This window comes from Mycolicibacterium arseniciresistens, from assembly GCF_030519285.1.
Taxonomy (GTDB): Bacteria; Actinomycetota; Actinomycetes; order Mycobacteriales; family Mycobacteriaceae; genus Mycobacterium; species Mycobacterium arseniciresistens.
The window spans coordinates 30,690-50,385 of sequence record NZ_JAUMSQ010000027.1 but is presented as its reverse complement, the minus strand read 5'-3'; the positions used below and the strand labels follow the sequence as shown (position 1 = coordinate 50,385).

At 68.8% G+C, this 19,696-nt stretch carries 19 protein-coding genes and 1 tRNA gene; 11 read left to right on the top strand and 9 right to left on the bottom strand.

Going from position 1 to position 19,696, the window contains the following annotated elements:
- Positions 1-42 precede the first annotated feature (42 nt).
- A complete protein-coding gene (locus Q2100_RS06650; protein WP_264012410.1) occupies positions 43-642 on the bottom strand; it encodes a TetR/AcrR family transcriptional regulator in 600 nt (199 codons plus the stop codon).
- Between the two features lie 93 nt (positions 643-735).
- Between Q2100_RS06650 and Q2100_RS06645 the strand changes: the two genes are divergently transcribed.
- The 8 genes from Q2100_RS06645 (at position 736) to pth (ending at position 6,828) form a co-directional block, all read left to right on the top strand.
- Positions 736-807 (top strand) — tRNA-Gln (locus Q2100_RS06645).
- Between the two features lie 89 nt (positions 808-896).
- Complete coding sequence (glmU, locus tag Q2100_RS06640; protein WP_302913347.1) at positions 897-2,387, top strand: bifunctional UDP-N-acetylglucosamine diphosphorylase/glucosamine-1-phosphate N-acetyltransferase GlmU; 1,491 nt, start codon at positions 897-899, stop codon at positions 2,385-2,387.
- 102 nt (positions 2,388-2,489) lie between these two features.
- On the top strand, positions 2,490-3,470 hold the full coding sequence (locus tag Q2100_RS06635) for a ribose-phosphate diphosphokinase (RefSeq protein WP_264012379.1): 981 nt from the start codon (positions 2,490-2,492) through the stop codon (positions 3,468-3,470).
- Positions 3,471-3,818, top strand: coding sequence for an arsenate reductase (glutaredoxin) (gene arsC / locus Q2100_RS06630; RefSeq protein ID WP_302913346.1), 348 nt, complete (start codon positions 3,471-3,473; stop codon positions 3,816-3,818). It abuts the gene before it with no gap.
- Positions 3,815-4,486, top strand: a complete 672-nt coding sequence (locus Q2100_RS06625; RefSeq protein ID WP_302913345.1) for an LpqN/LpqT family lipoprotein — start codon at positions 3,815-3,817, stop codon at positions 4,484-4,486. The genes arsC and Q2100_RS06625 overlap by 4 nt, the downstream gene beginning before the upstream one ends.
- Before the next feature lie 37 nt (positions 4,487-4,523).
- Positions 4,524-5,390, top strand: a complete 867-nt coding sequence (locus tag Q2100_RS06620; protein WP_302913344.1) for an oxidoreductase — start codon at positions 4,524-4,526, stop codon at positions 5,388-5,390.
- Positions 5,391-5,544: 154 nt separating this feature from the next.
- The gene (locus Q2100_RS06615) at positions 5,545-6,234 is read left to right on the top strand and encodes a 50S ribosomal protein L25/general stress protein Ctc (protein WP_302913343.1); all 690 of its coding nucleotides are present in this window, start codon (positions 5,545-5,547) and stop codon (positions 6,232-6,234) included.
- Between the two features lie 18 nt (positions 6,235-6,252).
- A complete protein-coding gene (pth, locus tag Q2100_RS06610) occupies positions 6,253-6,828 on the top strand; it encodes an aminoacyl-tRNA hydrolase (protein ID WP_302913342.1) in 576 nt (191 codons plus the stop codon).
- A gap of 4 nt (positions 6,829-6,832) precedes the next feature.
- Here the strand turns inward: pth and Q2100_RS06605 are convergent, their stop codons facing one another.
- The 5 genes from Q2100_RS06605 to Q2100_RS06585 all read right to left on the bottom strand — a co-directional run bounded on the left by Q2100_RS06605 (position 6,833) and on the right by Q2100_RS06585 (position 12,737).
- Positions 6,833-7,861, bottom strand: coding sequence for an epoxyqueuosine reductase (locus Q2100_RS06605; protein WP_302913341.1), 1,029 nt, complete (start codon positions 7,859-7,861; stop codon positions 6,833-6,835).
- Positions 7,862-7,904: 43 nt separating this feature from the next.
- A complete protein-coding gene (locus tag Q2100_RS06600) occupies positions 7,905-8,753 on the bottom strand; it encodes an ABC transporter permease (RefSeq protein WP_302913340.1) in 849 nt (282 codons plus the stop codon).
- The gene (locus tag Q2100_RS06595) at positions 8,750-9,712 is read right to left on the bottom strand and encodes an efflux ABC transporter ATPase subunit, DrrA-related (RefSeq protein WP_302913358.1); all 963 of its coding nucleotides are present in this window, start codon (positions 9,710-9,712) and stop codon (positions 8,750-8,752) included. Before Q2100_RS06595 ends, Q2100_RS06600 begins: the two co-directional genes overlap by 4 nt.
- A 62-nt stretch (positions 9,713-9,774) precedes the next feature.
- Positions 9,775-11,409: a fatty acyl-AMP ligase gene (locus tag Q2100_RS06590; RefSeq protein ID WP_302913339.1), complete on the bottom strand. Its 1,635-nt coding sequence runs from the start codon at positions 11,407-11,409 to the stop codon at positions 9,775-9,777.
- A 359-nt stretch (positions 11,410-11,768) separates the two neighbouring features.
- Positions 11,769-12,737, bottom strand: a complete 969-nt coding sequence (locus Q2100_RS06585) for a 4-(cytidine 5'-diphospho)-2-C-methyl-D-erythritol kinase (protein WP_264012388.1) — start codon at positions 12,735-12,737, stop codon at positions 11,769-11,771.
- Positions 12,738-12,787: 50 nt separating this feature from the next.
- On the opposite strand from Q2100_RS06585, the gene Q2100_RS06580 reads away from it, so the two are divergent.
- Positions 12,788-13,579, top strand: a complete 792-nt coding sequence (locus Q2100_RS06580) for a serine/threonine-protein kinase (protein ID WP_302913338.1) — start codon at positions 12,788-12,790, stop codon at positions 13,577-13,579.
- Between the two features lie 80 nt (positions 13,580-13,659).
- The gene (locus tag Q2100_RS06575; protein WP_302913337.1) at positions 13,660-15,162 is read left to right on the top strand and encodes an amino acid permease; all 1,503 of its coding nucleotides are present in this window, start codon (positions 13,660-13,662) and stop codon (positions 15,160-15,162) included.
- A gap of 8 nt (positions 15,163-15,170) precedes the next feature.
- On the opposite strand, the gene rsmA is transcribed toward Q2100_RS06575, so the two are convergent.
- From rsmA to Q2100_RS06560, 3 genes are all read right to left on the bottom strand, one after another.
- Complete coding sequence (rsmA, locus tag Q2100_RS06570) at positions 15,171-16,055, bottom strand: 16S rRNA (adenine(1518)-N(6)/adenine(1519)-N(6))-dimethyltransferase RsmA (RefSeq protein WP_302471748.1); 885 nt, start codon at positions 16,053-16,055, stop codon at positions 15,171-15,173.
- Positions 16,052-17,179: a resuscitation-promoting factor gene (locus Q2100_RS06565; protein WP_302913336.1), complete on the bottom strand. Its 1,128-nt coding sequence runs from the start codon at positions 17,177-17,179 to the stop codon at positions 16,052-16,054. Before Q2100_RS06565 ends, rsmA begins: the two co-directional genes overlap by 4 nt.
- Before the next feature lie 90 nt (positions 17,180-17,269).
- Positions 17,270-18,145, bottom strand: a complete 876-nt coding sequence (locus tag Q2100_RS06560; protein ID WP_302913335.1) for a TatD family hydrolase — start codon at positions 18,143-18,145, stop codon at positions 17,270-17,272.
- On the opposite strand from Q2100_RS06560, the gene metG reads away from it, so the two are divergent.
- Positions 18,138-19,673 carry a methionine--tRNA ligase gene (gene metG / locus Q2100_RS06555; RefSeq protein WP_302913334.1) on the top strand — a complete coding sequence of 512 codons (1,536 nt, stop codon included), beginning with the start codon at positions 18,138-18,140 and terminating at the stop codon, positions 19,671-19,673. The two genes, Q2100_RS06560 and metG, sit on opposite strands and share 8 nt — an antisense overlap.
- Positions 19,674-19,696 lie beyond the last annotated feature (23 nt).

Genomic DNA, 19,696 nt, shown 5'->3' with positions numbered 1-19,696 from the left:
TGCGCCCGTCGCCTGTTGACGGGTGTCAACTCGCCGACGGCGCTAGCCCTCGTCGTCCTGCAGCCTGGGGTCGGCCTCGAGGTGGGTCAGGCCGTTCCACATCAGGTTCACCAGGTGTGCGGCCACCACTTCCTTCTTCGGTTCCCGCGTATCGAGCCACCACTGGGCGGTCATCGACACCGAGCCGACGAGTGCCTGCGCGTAGAGCGGCGCCAGCTCCGGGTCGAGGCCGCGGCGGGAGAAGTCACCGGCCAGGATCGAGCTCACCTGGTTGACCGCGTCGTTGAGCAGCGTCGAGTAGGTGCCCGACGTGATGGCCGCCGGCGAATCCCGGATCAGGATGCGGAACCCGTCGGTGCGTTCCTCGACGTAGGTCAGCAGCGCCAGCGCCACCCGTTCGACGCGGACCCGCGACCGGTTGTTGGTCAGCGAGGAGGTGATGCCGTCCAGCAGCGCCGACATCTCGCGGTCGACGACGACCGCGTACAGGCCTTCCTTGCCGCCGAAGTGCTCGTAGACCACCGGCTTGGAGACGTTCGCCCGCTGCGCGATCTCCTCGATCGAGGTGCCCTCGTAACCACGCGCAGCGAACAGCGACTTCGCGATCTCGATGAGTTGCTGGCGCCGCTCACTGCCGGTCATCCGGGCGCGGGGTGCACGCACTTCCTTGTCGGGTGCTGCCACGTGCTCAGGGTAGCTCCTGGCCTGCTTCGACTAGAGTCTCCAGGTGATCTTTCCGTCGTGGTGTAATCGGCAGCACCTCTGATTTTGGTTCAGATAGTTCAGGTTCGAGTCCTGGCGACGGAGCAATTCTCAGCGGCGGACGGGCGCAGAACGGCGCGTTGAGCGGCGTGTGGACGGACAGACGTCGGCTTTTGCGAGAAGAGGGGACGGCGATGACGGTGCACGGCGAAGCCGCGGTGCTGGTGCTGGCAGCGGGCGCGGGCACCCGGATGCGGTCCGACACCCCCAAGGTGCTGCACACGCTCGGCGGGCGCAGCATGCTCTCCCACGTCCTGCACACCATCGCCAAGGTCGCGCCGCAGCACCTCGTCGTCGTGCTCGGCCATGACCGCGACCGCATCGCGCCGGCGGTCGCCGCACTCGCCCAGGACGTCGGCCGTCCCGTCGACATCGCGGTGCAGGACCAGCAGCTCGGCACCGGTCACGCCGCCGAGTGTGGGCTGTCGGCACTGCCCGACGAGTTCGCCGGCGTCGTCGTCATCACCTCGGGAGACGTGCCGCTGCTGGACGCCGAGACGCTCGCCGACCTGTTGGCCGCCCACACTTCTGAGGCCGCGGCGGCCACCGTGCTGACCACCACGCTGCCCGACCCCACCGGCTACGGCCGGGTCTTGCGCACCCAGGACCACGAGGTCACCCGCATCGTCGAGCAGGCCGACGCCAGCCCGTCCCAGCTGGCGATCCGCGAGGTCAACGCCGGTGTGTACGCATTCGACATCGGCGCCCTGCGCTCGGCGCTGCGCCGGCTGGGTTCCGACAACGCCCAGCACGAGCTCTACCTCACCGACGTCGTCTCGATCCTGCGGCAGGACGGCCTGGTGGTGCGGGCCCGCCACGTCGACGACAGCGCACTGGTCGCAGGCATCAACGACCGCGTGCAGCTGGCAGCGCTCGGCGCCGAGCTGAACCGCCGCATCGTGGCCGGCCACCAGCGGGCCGGCGTCACCGTCGTCGACCCCGCGACCACGTGGATCGACGTCGACGTGACCATCGGCCGGGACACCGTGATCCAACCGGGCACCCAGCTGCTCGGCGTCACCAGCGTGGGCGGCCGCTGCCAGATCGGCCCGGACACCACACTGGCCGACGTCACCGTCGGCGACGCGGCGTCGGTGGTGCGCACCCACGGTTCGCAGTCGGCCATCGGGTCGGGCGCGACCGTCGGCCCCTTCAGCTATCTGCGGCCGGGCACCGTGCTCGGCGCCGCGGGCAAGCTCGGCGCGTTCGTCGAGACCAAGAACGCCACCCTCGGCGCGGGCACCAAGGTGCCGCACCTGACCTACGTCGGGGACGCCGACATCGGCGAGAACACGAATATCGGCGCGTCCAGCGTTTTCGTCAACTACGACGGCGAGAACAAGAGCCGAACCACCATCGGCTCGCACGTGCGGACCGGCTCGGACACCATGTTCGTCGCGCCCGTCACCATCGGCGACGGCGCCTACACCGGGGCGGGCACCGTGATCCGCGAGGACGTGCCGCCGGGTGCGCTCGCGGTGTCGGCAGGGCCGCAGCGCAACATCGAGGGCTGGGTGATCCGCAAACGGCCGGGCTCGGCCGCCGCCGAAGCCGCGGCGGCAGCAGCGGCCGCGGAGGCCGCCGCGGAGACTCACGAGCACCGGGACGACGACCAACGGTCGTGATCTGGACCCAATCTGTTGGCGATCCGGCAACCCGGCAGCGCACCTGCAGGACCGCTACGTACGATTGGGCCGACATCGACCCCCGACCGGCAGAGGCGCACAGTGGGCACCGAGTGGACCGACAACCGCAAGAACCTGATGCTCTTCTCGGGCCGCGCGCACCCCGAACTCGCCGAGCAGGTGGCCAAGGAGCTCGACACCCCGGTCACCGCGCAGACCGCCCGGGACTTCGCCAACGGTGAGATCTTCGTCCGCTTCGACGAGTCCGTTCGCGGCTGCGACGCGTTCGTCCTGCAGTCCCACCCGGCGCCGCTCAACACGTGGCTGATGGAACAGCTGCTGATGATCGACGCGCTCAAGCGGGGCAGCGCCAAGCGGATCACCGCGATCCTGCCGTTCTACCCGTACGCCCGGCAGGACAAGAAGCACCGCGGACGCGAACCGATCTCGGCCCGGTTGGTTGCCGATCTGCTCAAGACCGCAGGCGCGAACCGGATCCTGACCGTGGACCTGCACACCGACCAGATCCAGGGCTTCTTCGACGGGCCGGTCGACCACATGCGCGCGCAGAAGCTGCTGACCGGGTACATCGCCGACAACTACGCCGATCACGACATGGTGGTGGTCTCCCCCGACTCCGGCCGTGTCCGCGTGGCGGAGAAGTGGGCCGACGCACTAGGTGGCGTTCCCCTTGCCTTCATTCACAAGACCCGGGATCCGCTGGTGCCCAACCAGGTGGTGTCCAACCGCGTCGTCGGCGACGTGCGCGGCAAGACCTGCGTACTGACCGACGACATGATCGACACCGGCGGCACCATCGCGGGTGCGGTCAAGCTGCTCAAGCAGGACGGTGCGGGCGACGTGATCATTGCGGCGACGCACGGCGTGCTGTCCGACCCGGCGCGCGAGCGGCTGGCCGACTCCGGGGCCCGCGAGGTCATCGTCACCAACACCCTGCCGATCGGCGAGGAGAAGCAGTTCCCGCAGCTCACCGTGCTGTCGATCGCGCCGCTGCTGGCCAACACCATCCGCGCCGTGTTCGACAACGGTTCGGTGACCAGCCTGTTCGACGGGTCGGCGTAGATGGCGCAGACCGCCACCGTCTACCACAACCCCCGGTGCAGTACGTCGCGTAAGACGCTGGAACTGTTGCGGGACAACGGCATCGAGCCGACCGTGGTGCAGTACCTTAAGACGCCGCCGTCGCGTGACGAGCTGTCCGCAATGATCCGCGACGCGGGTATCGAGGTGCGCGCCGCGGTGCGTAAGCGCGAATCCCTCTATGGCGAGCTGAATCTGGCCGACGCGAGCGACGACGAACTGCTGGACGCCCTCGCCGAGCACCCGATCCTGATCGAGCGGCCCTTCGTCGTCACCGCGAAGGGCACCCGGCTGGCCCGGCCGATCGACACGGTGCGCGAGATTCTGTGACCGCCCGCCGCTGCGTGGCGGCAACGCTCGCGCTGATCACGGTTGCCGCCGCCGTCGGATGCGGCGCGGAAACGCCTGACTACGAAGCGGTCTGGTCGACGACGAGCAGCACCACATCGGCGGCCCCGACGAGCACCGAAGCGCCGGTGCCGCTGTCGCAGTACCTGGAGAGCATCGGTGTCGACGGCAAACCGGTGGCCCCCGACCGCCTGCCGGACCTCACGGTCACCGTGCCGACGCCGCCGGGCTGGAAGCCCTACACCAATCCCAACTTCGAGCCCGGCACCCGCACCATCGTCAAGGGCGACACCTACCCGATCGCGATGCTGGTGGTGCTCGAACTCACAGGCGAGTTCGACGCCGCCGAGGCGGTCAAGCACGGCACGGGTGATGCGGAGCTGTCGGAGAACTTCAAGCGGCTCAACGCCTCCGACAAGGATTGGCGCGGATTCCCGTCGTCGATGATCGAGGGCAGCTACGACCTCAACGGCCAGCGGATGCAGAGCTACAACCGCGTCGTGATCGCCACCGGATCGCCGCCGGCCAATCAGCGCTACCTGGTTCAGCTCACCGTCACCAGCTTCGCCGACGAAGCCCAGGCGAACGGCAAGGACATCGAGACCATCATCGCCGGGTTCACCGTCGCCCCCAAGCCACCGCCCAAGTGAGGACGCCACGGCGAGGCGACGTCGATAGGGTGGTGCCATGACTGGTTGGACCGCCGCCGATTTGCCCTCCTACACCGGCCGCACGGTCATCGTGACCGGCGCCAACAGCGGTCTGGGACTGATCACCGCCCGCGAACTCGCGCGCGCAGGCGCGTCGGTGGTGCTCGCCGTTCGCAACACCGCCAAGGGCGACGAGGCGGCTGCCGGCATGACCGGCGACGTCACCGTCCGCAAGCTCGACCTGCAGGACCTGGCGTCGGTGCGGGAGTTCGCCGCCGGTGTCGACGCGGTGGACATCCTGGTGAACAACGCGGGCATCATGGCGGTGCCGTACGCGCAGACCAAGGACGGCTTCGAGAGCCAGATCGGCACCAACCACCTCGGCCACTTCGCGCTGACCAATCTGCTGCTGCCCAAGATCACCGACCGCGTGGTCTCGGTGTCGTCGATGATGCACTGGATCGGCCGCATCAACCTCAAGGACCTGAACTGGAAGGCCCGGCCGTACTCCGCCTGGCCGGCCTACGGTCAGTCCAAGCTGGCCAACCTGCTGTTCACCACCGAGCTGCAGCGCCGGCTCGAGCGGTCGGGATCCCCGGTGCGGGCGGTGACCGCCCACCCCGGGTACAGCTCGACGAACCTGCAGGGCCGCAGCGGCCGCAAGTTCGGTGACGCGCTGATGTCGATCGGCAACCGGCTGGCCACCGACGCCGACTTCGGTGCCCGCCAGACGCTCTACGCCGTGTCGCAGGACGTCCCCGGCGACAGTTTCATCGGGCCGCGGTTCTCGATGATGGGTCCCACCCGGTCCGTGGGCCGCAGCCCGCTGGCCCGCAGCAGCGACACCGCAGCGGCCCTGTGGGAACTCTCCGAACAGCTCACCGGCACCGCGTTCCCCCGCTGATTTCTTTCTGACCAGCGCGTTGCGCTACCCTGGGCGGGCGTCACGGCGAGGGCGGCCGGCATGTCGGCCACCGTTATCGACGGGAACACGCGTCTTCACGGATGCGGCCCCTGCTGTGCGATGAAGCCACTCGACCAGCACAGGAGCACCGCACATGGCCAAGAAGTCGGCCTCTACGAACAATCTGACCGCATCGGTCCGCACGGTGACCGGCAAGGGCGCATCGCGTCGCGCACGCCGTGAAGGCAAGGTCCCGGCCGTCCTGTACGGCCACGGCACCGACCCGCAGCACCTCGAGATCGACGCCCGCGACTTCGCCGCCGTGCTGCGTCACTCCGGCACCAACGCGGTGCTGAGCCTCGACATCGAGGGCACCGAGCAGCTCGCGCTGACGAAGTCGCTGGAGATCCACCCGATCCGCCGCAACATCCAGCACGCCGACCTGCTGGTCGTCCGCCGTGGCGAGAAGGTGTCCGTCGAGGTCAACGTCGTCATCGAAGGCGATGCGATCCCCGGCACCCTCGTCACGCAGGAGGCCAACACGCTCGAGATCGAGTCGGACGTGCAGGCCATCCCCGAGCAGATCGTCGTCTCGGTGGAGGGCGCCGTGGCAGGCACCCAGTTCACCGCGGGCCAGATCGAGCTGCCCAAGGGTGTCGCCCTGATCACCGATCCCGAGGCGCTGGTGGTCAACGTCGTGGCCGCGCCCACCGCCGAGGACCTCGAGGCCGAGGGTGGCGGCGCGTCGATCGACGAGCAGGCCGCCGAATTCGCCGAGGCCGTCGAGGAGGCCGAGGGCGAGGCCGGCGAGGGCGACGAGGCCCCGGCCGAATCCGCCGAGTAGGCGGTCGACTCAGCTCTCATGGCCGAGCCGTTGCTGGTGGTGGGCCTGGGTAATCCCGGGCCCACCTACGCCAAGACCCGGCACAACGTGGGCTTCATGGTCGCCGACCTGCTCGCGGGCCGGATGGGGTCGGGCTTCAAGGTGCACAAGAAGTCCGGCGCCGAGGTCGTCACCGGCCGGCTCGGCGGCCGGTCGGTGGTGCTCGCCAAGCCCCGCTGCTACATGAACGAGTCGGGCCGCCAGGTGGGCCCGCTGGCCAAGTTCTATTCGGTGGCGCCCGCCGACGTGGTGGTGATCCACGACGAGCTCGACATCGACTTCGGCCGGATCCGGCTCAAGTTGGGCGGCGGCGTGGCCGGCCACAACGGCCTGCGGTCGGTGTCGGCCGCGCTGGGCGGCAACGGCTTCCAGCGCGTCCGCGTCGGGATCGGCCGCCCGCCGGGTCGTAAGGACGCGGCGGCGTATGTGCTCGAGGCGTTCACGGCCGCCGAGCGCGCCGAGGTGCCGACGATCTGCGAGCAGGCGGCCGATGCGACCGAACTGTTGCTGGAGCAGGGCATCGAACCCGCGCAGAACACCGTCCACGCCTGGTAGGCCGCTAGCGCCCGCGTATGCCGCTGTCGACCACCTTCACCGGCTTGTGCGGGAACCGCCGTTCGGCGTGCGCCTTGGCCGCCGAATTCGGCAGCACGTAGAGCGTTTCGCGCTTCTCCTGCAGCGGCTTTAGCACCAGGTCCATGAAGCCTTTCCGGTCCTCCAGATACGGCTCGATGACGTCCTCGCCCGCCGGGCACACCGCAAGGCAGTAGGCCGCCTTGTAGTTGGCCTTGAACGACAGGCTCTGCCACATCGACGCGTTCTCCGAATCGCTGACCCGCGAACGGAAGTCCTCGGCGTCGGCGCTGTCGGCGATGGTCTGCGCCCAGTCGGTGAAGCCGCCCATGAACTCGCGGTAGTTGTGCACCGAACACGCGACGAAGTCGAATTCGCCGTTCTTGCCGATGGCGCCGACCGGGCAGGCCGCGACACAGAGCTTGCACTCCAGGCATGGCGAATAGTCCAGCGGCGAGCCGTATTCGGTGATCTCGGCGCCGACGAGGATCGTCGCCAGCAGGATGAAGTTGCCGAACTTCGGGTGGATCACGTTGCGGTGGATGCCCATCACACCCAGCCCTGCCGCGACCGCGACCGGCTTGTGCGCCACCACCCAGATCCGGCCGGGGAACTTGTCCATCTCCATCGGGAAGGTCGCCGACGGGTTGAGCGCCCGGTGGCCGGCGTTCTCGAGTGCGCGGGTGACACGGTGCGCCGCTTCGTTGATGATCTCACCGCTGCGGTGGAACTCCTGATTGGCGACGCTGCGCGCCGTCGACCGGACGTTGTCGCGGTTCATCCGCACCACGAGCGAGATGTAGCTCCTGACGCCGGGCAGGGCCGCCTCGACGTGCTCAACCTCCGAGGCCAGGTCGGGGTTGGCGACGCTGGCGAAGGCGACGTCGTCGGCGCCTGCGGCCAGACAGACATCGCGCAGCCATTCCGCGTCGACCGCGCCGGGTTTCTCCCGCTGCCGCGACAGCACCGCACGCACGGTCGGGTGGTCGGCGATCCGCGCGGGAGGCTTGAGCATGAGCTGAGTATAGCTATAAATACTTAGCCCGCCATGCGAGCCCTCAGCCGCCCGTGCGGCGGGCGTAGGCGCGCAGCGCGACGGGCGCGATGACCGCGGTCAGCACCACCGACCACAGCACCGTCGCGAACACCGGATGGTGCAGCGGCAGCTGGGCTTCGGGCGCCGCGGGCGGGCCGTTGCCCCACAGTTCGCGCATCGCCTGCGCCAGCGACGACACCGGGTTCCACTCGGCGATCACCCGCAACCAGTGCGGCATGGGCCCGGTCGGCACGAAGGTGTTCGCCAGGAAGGTGACCGGGAACAGCACGGTGAACATCACCCCGTTGACGGCTTCGACCGATCGCATCAGTGAGCCCACCAAGATGCCGAACCAGATGATGCCGAACCCGAACACCAGCAGCAGCGCGAACGCGAGCACCGCCTCGCCGATGCCGCCGCGGATCCGCCAGCCGATCGCCAGGCCCGTCACCGCCATCACCACGATGCCGATGGACGAGTGCACCAGGCTCGCGACGCTGCGCCCGATGAGCACCGACGACCGGTGGATCGGCAGCGACCGGAACCTGTCGATGATGCCCTTCTCGACGTCGGCGGTGATGCCCGCGGCGACGACGAACGCGGAGAACACGATGGTCTGCGCCAGGATGCCGGGCAGCAGGAACTCGCGGTACGACGCGCCACCGGTGTCGGTGATCGACGCGCCGAACACGAACGCGAAGAGCAGCACGAACATGATCGGCTGCGCGGTGACGTCGCTGAGCATCTCCGGCATGCGCTTGGTGTGGATCATGTTGCGCTTGACCATGATCCAGGACTGCTGGGCGATGTTGGTCGGATGCGTGCGGGGCCGCCCAGCTTCGACCTCTGTACGCGACGCAAGGGCTGTCATGCGCTGGCCTCCTCCTCGGTGCGGTGCCCGGTGAGCGACAGGAAGACATCGTCGAGACTCGGCCGGGACAGCCCGATGTCGTCGACGGCGATGCCGCTGTCGCGGAGCCAGCCCGCGACGCGGATGACGTCGTCGAGCCCGTCGGCGGAGGCCGTGACCTGTCGCGCACCCGCCTCGACGAACACCTCGGCGCCGGTGCGGGCCAGCAACTCCTGGGCCGCCGACAGGTCGTCGGCGTCGGTCACGGTGACCACCAGGCTCGCGTTGCCGGCCTGGCGCTTGAGCTCCAGCGGCGATCCCTCGGCGATGATCCGGCCCCGGTCGACGACGACGATGTTGTCCGCGAGCTGGTCGGCCTCCTCGAGGTACTGCGTGGTGAGCAGCAGGGTGGTGCCCTGCTCGACGAGGCCGCGCAGCACGTCCCACAGGTCGCTGCGGCTACGCGGATCCAGGCCGGTGGTCGGTTCGTCGAGGAAGAGCACCGGCGGCGACGCGAGCAGGCTGACAGCGAGGTCGAGGCGCCGCCGCATCCCGCCGGAGTAGGACTTGACCACCTTGTCGGCGGCGTCGGCGATGGAGAACCGCTCCAGCAGTTCGTCGCCCATGCGGGCCAGCTCCCGGCGCCGGATGCCGTACAGGCTGCCGATCATCCGGATGTTCTCGCGACCGGTCAGCAGTTCGTCGACCGTCGCCACCTGCCCGGTGAGGCCCATGTTGCGCCGCACCTCGTCGGGTTGGCGCAGCACGTCATAGCCGGCCACCCGCGCCGTCCCGCTGGTCGGCTCGGTCAGCGTCGTCATCATCCGCACGGTCGTGGTCTTGCCGGCGCCGTTGGGCCCGAGCAGGCCGAGGACGGTGCCCGGCGGGACGGCGAAGCTGACGTGGTCGACCGCGGGTGGCACGACCGCGGGATCCCCGAACTGCTTCACCAGGTCGATCGCTTCGATGGCCGGTGTCATGTCACCGACGGTATCGGTGATCACCGACACCTCGTTACCCCCGGTGCGAGGGCGCAGGGCTGCTAGGTGACGAGCGAGACCGAGTTGGCGCGGCGCAGCTTGCCCGACGGCGTCTTCGGGATGGTGCCGGGCCCGAGGACCACGACGTTGCGCGGACGCACGTCCACCTCGGTCACCACCTCGTGGGCGACCTGGTGCTCGATGCGGCGCACCTCGACCGGGTCCTGCCAGGCGTTGGACTCCACCGCGACGGCGAACGTCTCCCGCGAATGCCCGGCGTCCAGCCGGACGGCGACGGCGCAGCCGGGCCGCACGCCTTCCACGCGCCCGGCGGCCCGCTCGATGTCGGTCGGGTAGATGTTGCGCCCCGCCATGATGATGACGTCCTTGACGCGGCCGCAGACCACGACGTGTCCCTCTTCGGTGAGGTAGCCGAGGTCGCCGGTGTCGTACCAGCCGTGCTCGTCCTGGGCGGGCACGAATCCGCCCATGGTGATGTAGCCGGGCGTCAACGGCTCGCCGCGCAGTTCGATGACGCCGACACCGCGGGCGGGCATCACGTTGCCCTGCTCGTCGATGATGCGGGCCTCGAGCCCCTCCAGCAGCGGGCCGAGCGTGGCCAGCCGCTTGGTGTTGCCCTTGGTGGCGGTCACGGCCCGGCGCAGAGCGGCCAGCAGGTCGGCGTCCACCTCGTCGACCACCAGGCCGGCGCCGCACTCGGAGAACGACACCGCCAGCGTCGTCTCGGCCATGCCGTAGGCGGGCAGGATCGCCTCGGCGCGCAACCCGAACGGCCTGCCCGCGTCGATGAGGTCCTCGACGTCGGCCGGTTCGACCGGCTCGGCGCCCGACAGCGCGAAGCGCAGCGTCGACAGGTCGAACTCGCCGGGCGTGGCCTGCCTGCGCAGCCGCTTCGCCAGCAGCGCGTAGGCGAAGTTCGGCGCGGCGGTCATCGTGCCCTTGTACTTGTCGATCAGCCGGGCCCACAGCAGCGTGTCGCGCAGGAAATCCATCGGCGTGACCTTGACCAGCTCTGCGCCGAAGTACATCGGGATGGTGAGGAAGCCGACCATGCCCATGTCGTGGAAGCAGGGCAGCCAGCTCACCATGACGTCCTTCTCGACGTCGTACTCGGCGCCGATGAACATCGCCTCGGCGTTCGAGTGGATGTTGCGGTGGGTGATCTGCACGGCCTTGGGTGAACCGGTCGAGCCGGACGTCAGCTGCATCAGCGCCAGGTCGTCCTCGCCGACCTCGACGGGATCGATCGGCTCCGAGGCCAGCAGGTCGGAGACGGTGAGGACGGTGATGCCCTTCTCCTCGAGCACCGGGATCGCCACGTTGAACGGCTCGGAGACGATCACGGCCTTCGCCTCGATCATCCCGATCACCATCATGGTGTCCTCGGCCCACAGCGCGAGGTCGGTGCGCGGGGTCGGCTGGTGCAGCATGGTCAGGCTCGCGCCGCGCATCCACAGGCCCTGCGCGGTCGGCGCGATCTCGACGGGGAAGCCCGCCAGCACGCCCACCGCGTCCCCCAGTCCGACACCGGCCGCGGCCAGGCCGCCGGCGATGCGCCGCGCACGCTCGTGCACCTCACCCCAGGTGTGTCGCACGGGCTCGTGCGGCTCCCCGGTCACCATGCCGGTGGTGACGGTGCGGGCGTTGCGGTACATCTTCTCGGTGAACCTGCTCACGACGACCTCCTCGGGACCGGCGACAATGCCCGGTTTCTCATGCTCCGCTGTTTGCCGGGCGCTGCCGAGAAGGCGCGCACGAACGATTCAGGAGCGGTTTCATATCGAAACGGTGATGCATGGGAAAACCCGGGCGCGGTTGCAGATCCGGAAGCGACGGTGCTCTTCGGCGAGCCTGCCGTAGAGCTGCGAGCGGACCCGCCGAGCAGTCCGGCGGGTGACGGGCTCGCGCCCATTGCTTGACCGCTAGTTTTCACCGGGCACCATCTTAAGAGGCTCTTAAGTATCCGCCAAACTGTAGCGCGGATTGAGGCGTGGGTCACATCGGCGGCGCGCCGTGTCCCTGGCGCCTCCGCGCGTCAGCCCGAAGGGGTCGGCGCGGGCACCAACCGGGCGCCGTGTACCGGTCCGCTGGCCACCCGCACGGTCCGGCAGACGCCCGCGCCGGCCAGCCGGACACCGATGTCGACCGCCGCCGTCGCCGACTCGCACAGGAACGCACACGTCGGGCCCGAGCCCGACACCAGGCCGGCCAGCGCACCGGCCTCGCGCCCCGCCCGCAGCGTGCGCCGCAGACCCGGGTACAGGCTCAGCGCCGCGGCCTGCAGGTCATTGCCCAGCAGCGGAGCCAACTCGGCGGGGTCCCCGGAGGCCAGCGCCGCGAGCAGCGGCTCGGGATCGTCCAGCCGCGGCGGCGCGTCGCGCTGGCCGTCGGCCGCCGCGCGCAATCGGTCGATCTCCCCGAACACCTTCGGGGTGGACAGGCCCTTGTGGGCGAACGCCAGCACCCAGTGGAAGGTGCTGCGGGCGAGCACCGTCGCGAGCTCCTCCCCGCGGCCGGTGCCCAGCGCCGTCCCGCCGTGCAGGGCGAACGGGACGTCACTGCCGAGAGTGGCGGCCAGCGTGTGCAGGTCGCGGCGGGGCACGCCGAGCTCCCACAGGGCGTTCATCGCGACGAGCACGGCAGCGGCGTCGGCACTGCCGCCCGCCATCCCGCCCGCCACCGGTATCGCCTTCTCGATCGAGATCGCGACGTCTGGGGCGCGGCCGACGTGTTCGGCGAGCAGTTCGGCGGCCTGCCACGCGAGGTTCCGCTCGTCGAGGGGCAGTCCCTCGGCGCCCTCACCCGCGATCTCGAGCGACTGCACGTCGGCGTTGCGGACGGTGATCTCGTCGACCAGCGACACGGCGTGGAAGACGGTGGTGAGGTCGTGGTACCCGTCGTCGCGCAGATCGCCGACCCCGAGGTAGAGGTTGACCTTCCCCGGTGCGCGCACGGTCACCGAACCAGTGGGAACCCACTGAGATGCGGTGTTGCCGTCGGCCACCGCACGACACTAGCGCCGCGGGCCGGCCCGGAGAACCTAGGCTTCCCGATATGCTCGCGCGCGGCGACAGGGTGGCGGACTACGTCGTCGACGAACCGCTGGGTCGCGGCGGGTACGCCGAGGTCTACCGGGTGCGCAACGACGCAGGCGCCGACGTGGCGCTCAAGATCCTCGACGAGCGTCATCGCAGGCCCGCCGACCTCGGCCGGCTTCAGCGCGAGTTCGCGTTCGCCCGCGCGGCCGAACATCCGCACGTGGTGAAGGTGTACGAGTGCGGTCCGCACTGGCTCACCATGGAGATCGTCGGCGGCGGAACGGCGATGACGCTGCCCAGGATGGACGACCGGCTGACGGCACTGGCTCAGATCGCCGGCGCACTCGACCACATCCACCGCTCGGGCATCGTGCACTGCGACGTCAAACCCGCCAACGTCCTTGTGCGCGAGCCTTTCGCACCGACCAGTGTGGTGCTCGTCGACTTCGGCGTCGCGCACTCGATGACCGATGACGCCCTCCGCCATCCGGCCCGCGTCGAGGCGTCGCTGCCCTACTCCGCACCGGAGCTGCTGCGAGGCCGCACGCCGACTCCGGCGGTCGACGAGTACGCGCTCGCCTGCACCGCCGTCGAGATGATCACCGGTGCAACGCCCTTCACCGCGAACACCTCGCACGGCCTGGTCGACGAGCACCTGAACGCGCCCCCACCGCGGCTGGCGCGGCGAATAGCTTGGATACCGCACGCTTTCGACTCGATCATCGCGAAGGCGCTGGCGAAGGATCCCGACCTGCGCTACGACTCGTGTTCGGAGATGGTGAGGCTGATCACCCGCACCCTGCGGTGAACCGCGTCCGGCCACCGACTTAACGCAGCTTTAACTGGCGTCCGATTCCGGTTTACACGGCCGGGGCTAACTTCGGCCCTATGACCGCGACCGCGCCGTACGACAACTCCGCACTCGCGCACGAAGAGGAGGGGTACGAGAAGGGCCTCAAACCGCGGCAGCTGCAGATGATCGCCATCGGCGGCGCGATCGGCACCGGCCTGTTCATGGGGGCAGGCGGCCGGCTCAACAGCGCGGGACCGGGCCTGTTCATCGTGTACGCGATCTGCGGACTGTTCGTGTTCTTCATCCTGCGCGCACTGGGCGAGCTTGTGCTGCACCGCCCTTCGTCGGGATCGTTCGTCTCGTACGCGCGTGAGTTCCTCGGCGAGAAGGCGGCGTACGTCGCAGGCTGGATGTACTTCTTCAACTGGGCGTGCACGTCGATCGTCGACGTCACCGCCGTCGCGCTCTACATGCACTACTGGGGCGCCTTCGAGGCGATACCGCAGTGGTCGATCGCGTTGATCGCGCTGGTGATCGTGCTGAGCGTGAACATGATCTCGGTCAAGTGGTTCGGCGAGATGGAGTTCTGGGCGGCGCTGATCAAGGTCGTCGCACTGGTCACCTTCCTCATCGTCGGCATCGTCTTCCTGGCCGGCCGCTTCGCGATCGAGGGCCAGACCACCGGTCCCTCGGTGATCGCCGACAACGGCGGCATCCTGCCCACCGGAATCCTGCAGCTGGTGATCATCACCTCGGGCGTCATCTTCGCCTATGCCGCAGTCGAATTGGTCGGCACCGCCGCCGGTGAGACCGAGGATCCGCCGAAGGTGATGCCCAAGGCGATCAACTCGGTGATCTTCCGGATCGCGGTGTTCTACGTCGGCTCACTGATCCTGTTGGCACTGCTGCTGCCGTACACCGCGTACGAGGAAGGCACCAGCCCGTTCGTGACGTTCTTCTCCAAGATCGGCGTCCCTGCCGCGGGCGACATCATGAACTTCGTGGTGCTCACCGCCGCGCTGTCCAGTCTCAACGCCGGGTTGTACTCGACCGGGCGCATCCTGCGGTCGATGTCGATGAACGGCAGCGCGCCGAAGTTCACCGCGAAGATGTCGAGCAGGGGTGTGCCGTGGGCGGGCATCGCGCTGACGGCGGTCTTCACCGTGGTCGGCGTCGTCCTCAACCTGGTCGTGCCCGCGGAGGCCTTCAACATCGCGCTGGACCTGTCGGCGCTGGGCATCATCGCGTCGTGGGGCACGATCGTCATCTGCCAGATCCAGCTGTACCGCTGGTCGCAGAAGGGGATCCTGGAGCGGCCCAGCTTCCGGCTGTTCGGCACGCCTTACACGAGCTACGCCACGCTGGTGTTCCTCGTCGGCGTGGTGGCGCTGATGTGCTACGAGAACTACTGGAACCTGATCGCCCTGCTCATCATCATCCCGACACTGGTCGGCGGCTGGTACGCCGTCCGTGGGCGGGTGCTCGAGATGGCGCGTGAACGCATCGGTTTCACCGGCAACTACCCCGTGGTGGCGGAGACGCCGTTGCTCGACGAGTTGCTCGGCAAGGACAACCGGCGTGACGGCGACAAGGAGTAGCCGCGCTGCTACGCGAGGCTGACGGGCGCCTCGGAGTCGTCGGAGCGCTGCAGCAATCGCACGAAGTCGGCGACCCCGAGGGTCTCACCGCGACGCGACGGGTCGATGCTGGCGGCGAGCAGCCGGCGTGCCGACTCGTTGCCCGAACCCGCCCACTCGGCGAATGCGTTGCGCGACGTCTTACGCCGTTGCGCGAACGCGATGTCGATGAGGTCGAAGACCTGCTTGCGGAACCCGGGCTCGGTCGGCCACGGCGAGGTCTCGTAACGGTCCAGCCGCACCAGCCCGGAGTACACCCGCGGGATCGGCCAGAACACCGTCGGCGACACCATGCCGTACCGGCGCACCTTGCCGTAGAACCTGACCTTGGCACTGGGCACGCCGTAGTCCTTGCCGCCCGGTTCGGCGGCCAGTCGCTCGGCGACCTCGGCCTGCACCATCACCATCACCGACTTGATCGTCGGGAACTCGGCGAGCAGGTGCAGCAGCGCGGGAACCGCGACGTTGTACGGCAGATTGGCGACGAGCGCGGTGGGCTCGTTCTCCAGGTCCGACGGCTGCAGCGTCAAGATGTCGCTGTTGAGCACCGTGAGCCGGTTGATCTCGCTGTGCGAGTGGTCGGCGATCGTCTTGGGCAACTGGCGCGCCAGTAGCGGGTCGATCTCCACCGCGGTGACGTGCGCACCCTTGTCCAGCAGTGCCAAGGTGAGCGAACCCAGCCCGGGGCCCACCTCCAGGACGTGGTCGTGCCGGTGGATCCCCGATGCCGAGACGATCCGGCGCACGGTGTTCGCATCATGGACGAAGTTCTGCCCAAAGGACTTGCGTGGCCGAAAGTCGATGTCTTTCGCCAAGCGTCGTATCTCGGTCCGCCCGAGAAGCCGAATCGTCAGGACGCCCCCACTCTCGCACTACACGTCGGCCACGCGCCCCAACCTTGACGCGCCCGAGTCACCTCAGCAATCGCGATCTGCTCTTCTCGTGTTGCCAGATCTGCGCGCCCAGCATACCTCAGACCACCGTTGCGCTCCCAGGTGTTTTGATCAAATTGGACACCACCGAAATATCCGTTGCCCGTATTGATGCCCCAGTTACCTCCGGCTTCGCACTGCGCAAGGGCGTCCCACTGCCCTCCGTTGCTGACCGGAGGCACTTCGGTACCCGGTTTGGCGCCCACCCGCAGCACCCCGGGGCGGGCCGGTGTCACGACGACATTGGCTACTGGCAACCTGCCCGTTTCGACACCGTTCACCTTCGCGATGGCGAATGTGACGTCCTGCGTGCCCGGCGCACCCGGGTCCTCGACCACCGAACGGCTCATGTTCAGGGTGACGTCCTCGATGCGCTGGTTGGCCGGTGCGAGCGGCAGCCGCTCGGTGACCCGCTCGATCCGGATCCGCGTCACCTGGATCGCCATGCCGTCGACAACCGGCGCCGCCGCGGGGGGCACCACCTTGTCTCTCTGCTGCAGCGGCGCACCCGCCGCCTCGAGCAGGGCTGCGACGTTGGGCGCCGCGAGTCGGACGGTGCGCACGGCGCCACCCTCGTCGATGCGCACGGTTTTCGGGCTGACCACGGGCAATGACATCCCGGCCAGCGGGACACGGCTGCCACGCGAGGCCGCGGCCGGCGCCTTGTCGGTCATCTGCAGCTGGCTCAGCGCCTCGTCGACGGTGGACGCCGTGGTCCACACCTGGGTGCTGTGCTGGCCGTCGAGCGAGATTTGCAGCGGCCGGCTGCGGCGCAGTTCGATGGTGTCGGACTGGCCGATCGTCTGGTCTGCGGCGGGGCGCAGGTCGTCGCGGTCCTCGACGTCGAAGCCGTTCTCCTCCACCACGTCGATCACCCGGGACTTCATCGTGGTGACGGTCGTGGAGGTGCCGTCGACGCTCAGGGTCACGGTCTTGTGCGCGGTCACGGCGTATCCGCCGGCGAACGTCAGCGCGAGCAGCAACGCCCCCACGAGGAGTCGCAGGACCGGCGAGCGCGATTCATGGAGCTTGGTCAGAGCATTCAAGGTGGAGTCAGTCCCCGACTTTTTCGGACGGCGGTGGGCTCAGCCGTACTGGATCACAAGACGGTAACGAAAAGGTGTCCTGGCGGCAACTTAGGCCACGCCGTAGGCCCCTCTCGCGTTTGCCGTGGTCTCGCCGGCGAGTTGTTCGGCCGGGCGCCCGACGACTTCGGCGAGCGCACGCACGGTGTACGGCAGACAGTATGGCTCGTTCGGCGCACCCCGGAACGGGTGAGGGGTGAGGAACGGGGCGTCCGTCTCGATGAGCAGCTGGTCGGCCGGGATCAACGGAACGGCCTCGCGAAGCGCGTGCGCATTCCGGAAGCTGACGGTGCCCGACAGGCTGATCAGCCAGCCCGCATCGACGCAGGCCCGCGCCATCGCGGCGTCGGACGAGAAGCAGTGGAAGATCACGGTGTCCGGGGTGCCCTCGGCGCGCAGCACGTCGAGCACCTCGGCGTCGGCGTCGCGGTTGTGGATCATCAGCGGCTTGCCGGTGCGTTTGGCGAGGTCGATGTGCCAGGCGAAGGCCTCGCGCTGCTCGGCGGGCGTGGCGCAGCCTTCGAGCCGGCCCGGCCAGTAGAGGTCCATGCCGGTCTCGCCGACTGACACCACCCGCGGATGCGCCGCGAGGCGTTCGAGCTCCGCCCTGGCGGCATCGGTGAGTGCGTTCGCGCGCGTCGGGTGCAGGGCGACCGCGGCGTACACCCGCGGATCCCACTCGGCGGCCCGGGTCGCCCAGCGCGCCGAGGCCAGATCGTCGGCGATGGTGACCACGGTCTGCACGCCAACGGCCTCGGCCCGGTCCACGATCGCGCGCACGTCGTCGGCGTCCTGGGCACCGCAGGCGTCGAGATGGGTGTGCGCGTCGATCAGCGGGGTCAGGGGTTCCGGCGGCGGCGGCGCCTCCCGCCCGGCTGAGCGCTTACTACTCACCGCAACACCATAAGGTTGTGTCCAAATGAGCATCCCGTTCTACATCACCACGGCGATCGACTACCCGAACGGCGCACCGCACATCGGGCACGCCTACGAGAAGATCGCCACCGACGCGATCGCCCGCTTCAAACGGCTCGACGGCTTCGACGTCCGCTTCCTCACCGGCACCGACGAACACGGCCTGAAGATGGCCGAGACCGCTACGCGCGAGGGTCTCCCCACGCCCGACTTCGCCCGGCGCAACTCCGACGTGTTCCAGCGCCTCTACGAGAAGCTCGACATCTCCTTCGACCGGTTCATCCGCACCACCGATCCTGACCACATCGAGGCGTCGATCGACATCTGGAACCGGATGGACGCGGCGGGCGACATCTACCTCGACGCGTACTCCGGCTGGTATTCGGTGCGCGACGAACGGTTCTTCACCGAGGGCGAGACCACGGTCCGCGACGACGGCACCCGGATCGCCACCGAGACCGGCGCACCACTGACCTGGACCGAGGAGGAGACCTACTTCTTCCGGCTGTCGGCCTACGCCGACCGGTTGCTGGCCCATTACGAGGCCCACCCCGAGTTCATCGGGCCCGACGTACGGCGCAACGAGGTGGTCAGCTTCGTCTCCGGCGGCCTGCGTGACCTGTCCATCTCGCGCACCACCTTCGACTGGGGAGTGCCGGTGCCCGGCCACCCCGACCACGTCATGTACGTGTGGGTCGACGCGCTCACCAACTATCTGACCGGCGTCGGCTTTCCCGACACCGGCTCCGAGGCGTTCGAGAAGTACTGGCCGGCCGACCTGCACATGATCGGCAAGGACATCATCCGGTTCCACACCGTCTACTGGCCGGCGTTCCTGATGTCGGCAGGCATCGAACTGCCGCGGCGGGTGTTCGCCCACGGCCACCTGCTCAGCGGCGGCGAGAAGATGAGCAAGTCGGTCGGCAACGTCGTGGACCCCGTCGCACTCGTCGACACGTTCGGCGTCGACCAGGTGCGCTACTTCCTGCTGCGGGAGGTGCCGTTCGGGCAGGACGGCAACTACACCGAGGAAGGGATCATCGCCCGGATCAACGCCGACCTCGCCAACGAGCTGGGCAACCTGGCGCAGCGCTCGCTGTCGATGGTGGCCAAGAACCTCGACGGCGCCGTGCCCGAACCCGGCGCATTCACCCCGGAGGACGCCGCACTGCTCGACGCGGCGGGCGCACTGCTGGACCGAGTGCGGGAGCACTACGACGGGCAGGCCCTGCACCTGGGCCTGGAGGCGATCTGGTCGGTGCTCGCCGCGGCCAACAAGTACTTCTCCGCGCAGGAGCCGTGGGTGCTGCGCAAGAGTGACGAGCAGCGCTTCAAGACCGTGATCTACACGACGCTCGAGGTGGTGCGGATCGCGGCGCTGCTCAGCCAGCCGGTGATGCCGACGGCGTCCGGCGCGCTGCTCGACCTGCTCGGCCAGCCTGCGGACCGGCGCGACTTCACCGCGATCGAGGAGCGCCTCGTTCCTGGCACCCAGCTGCCTGCACCCCATGGGGTGTTCCCGCGCTACCAGGTGGAGTGATCTGCGCCACAACTCGACCAGCG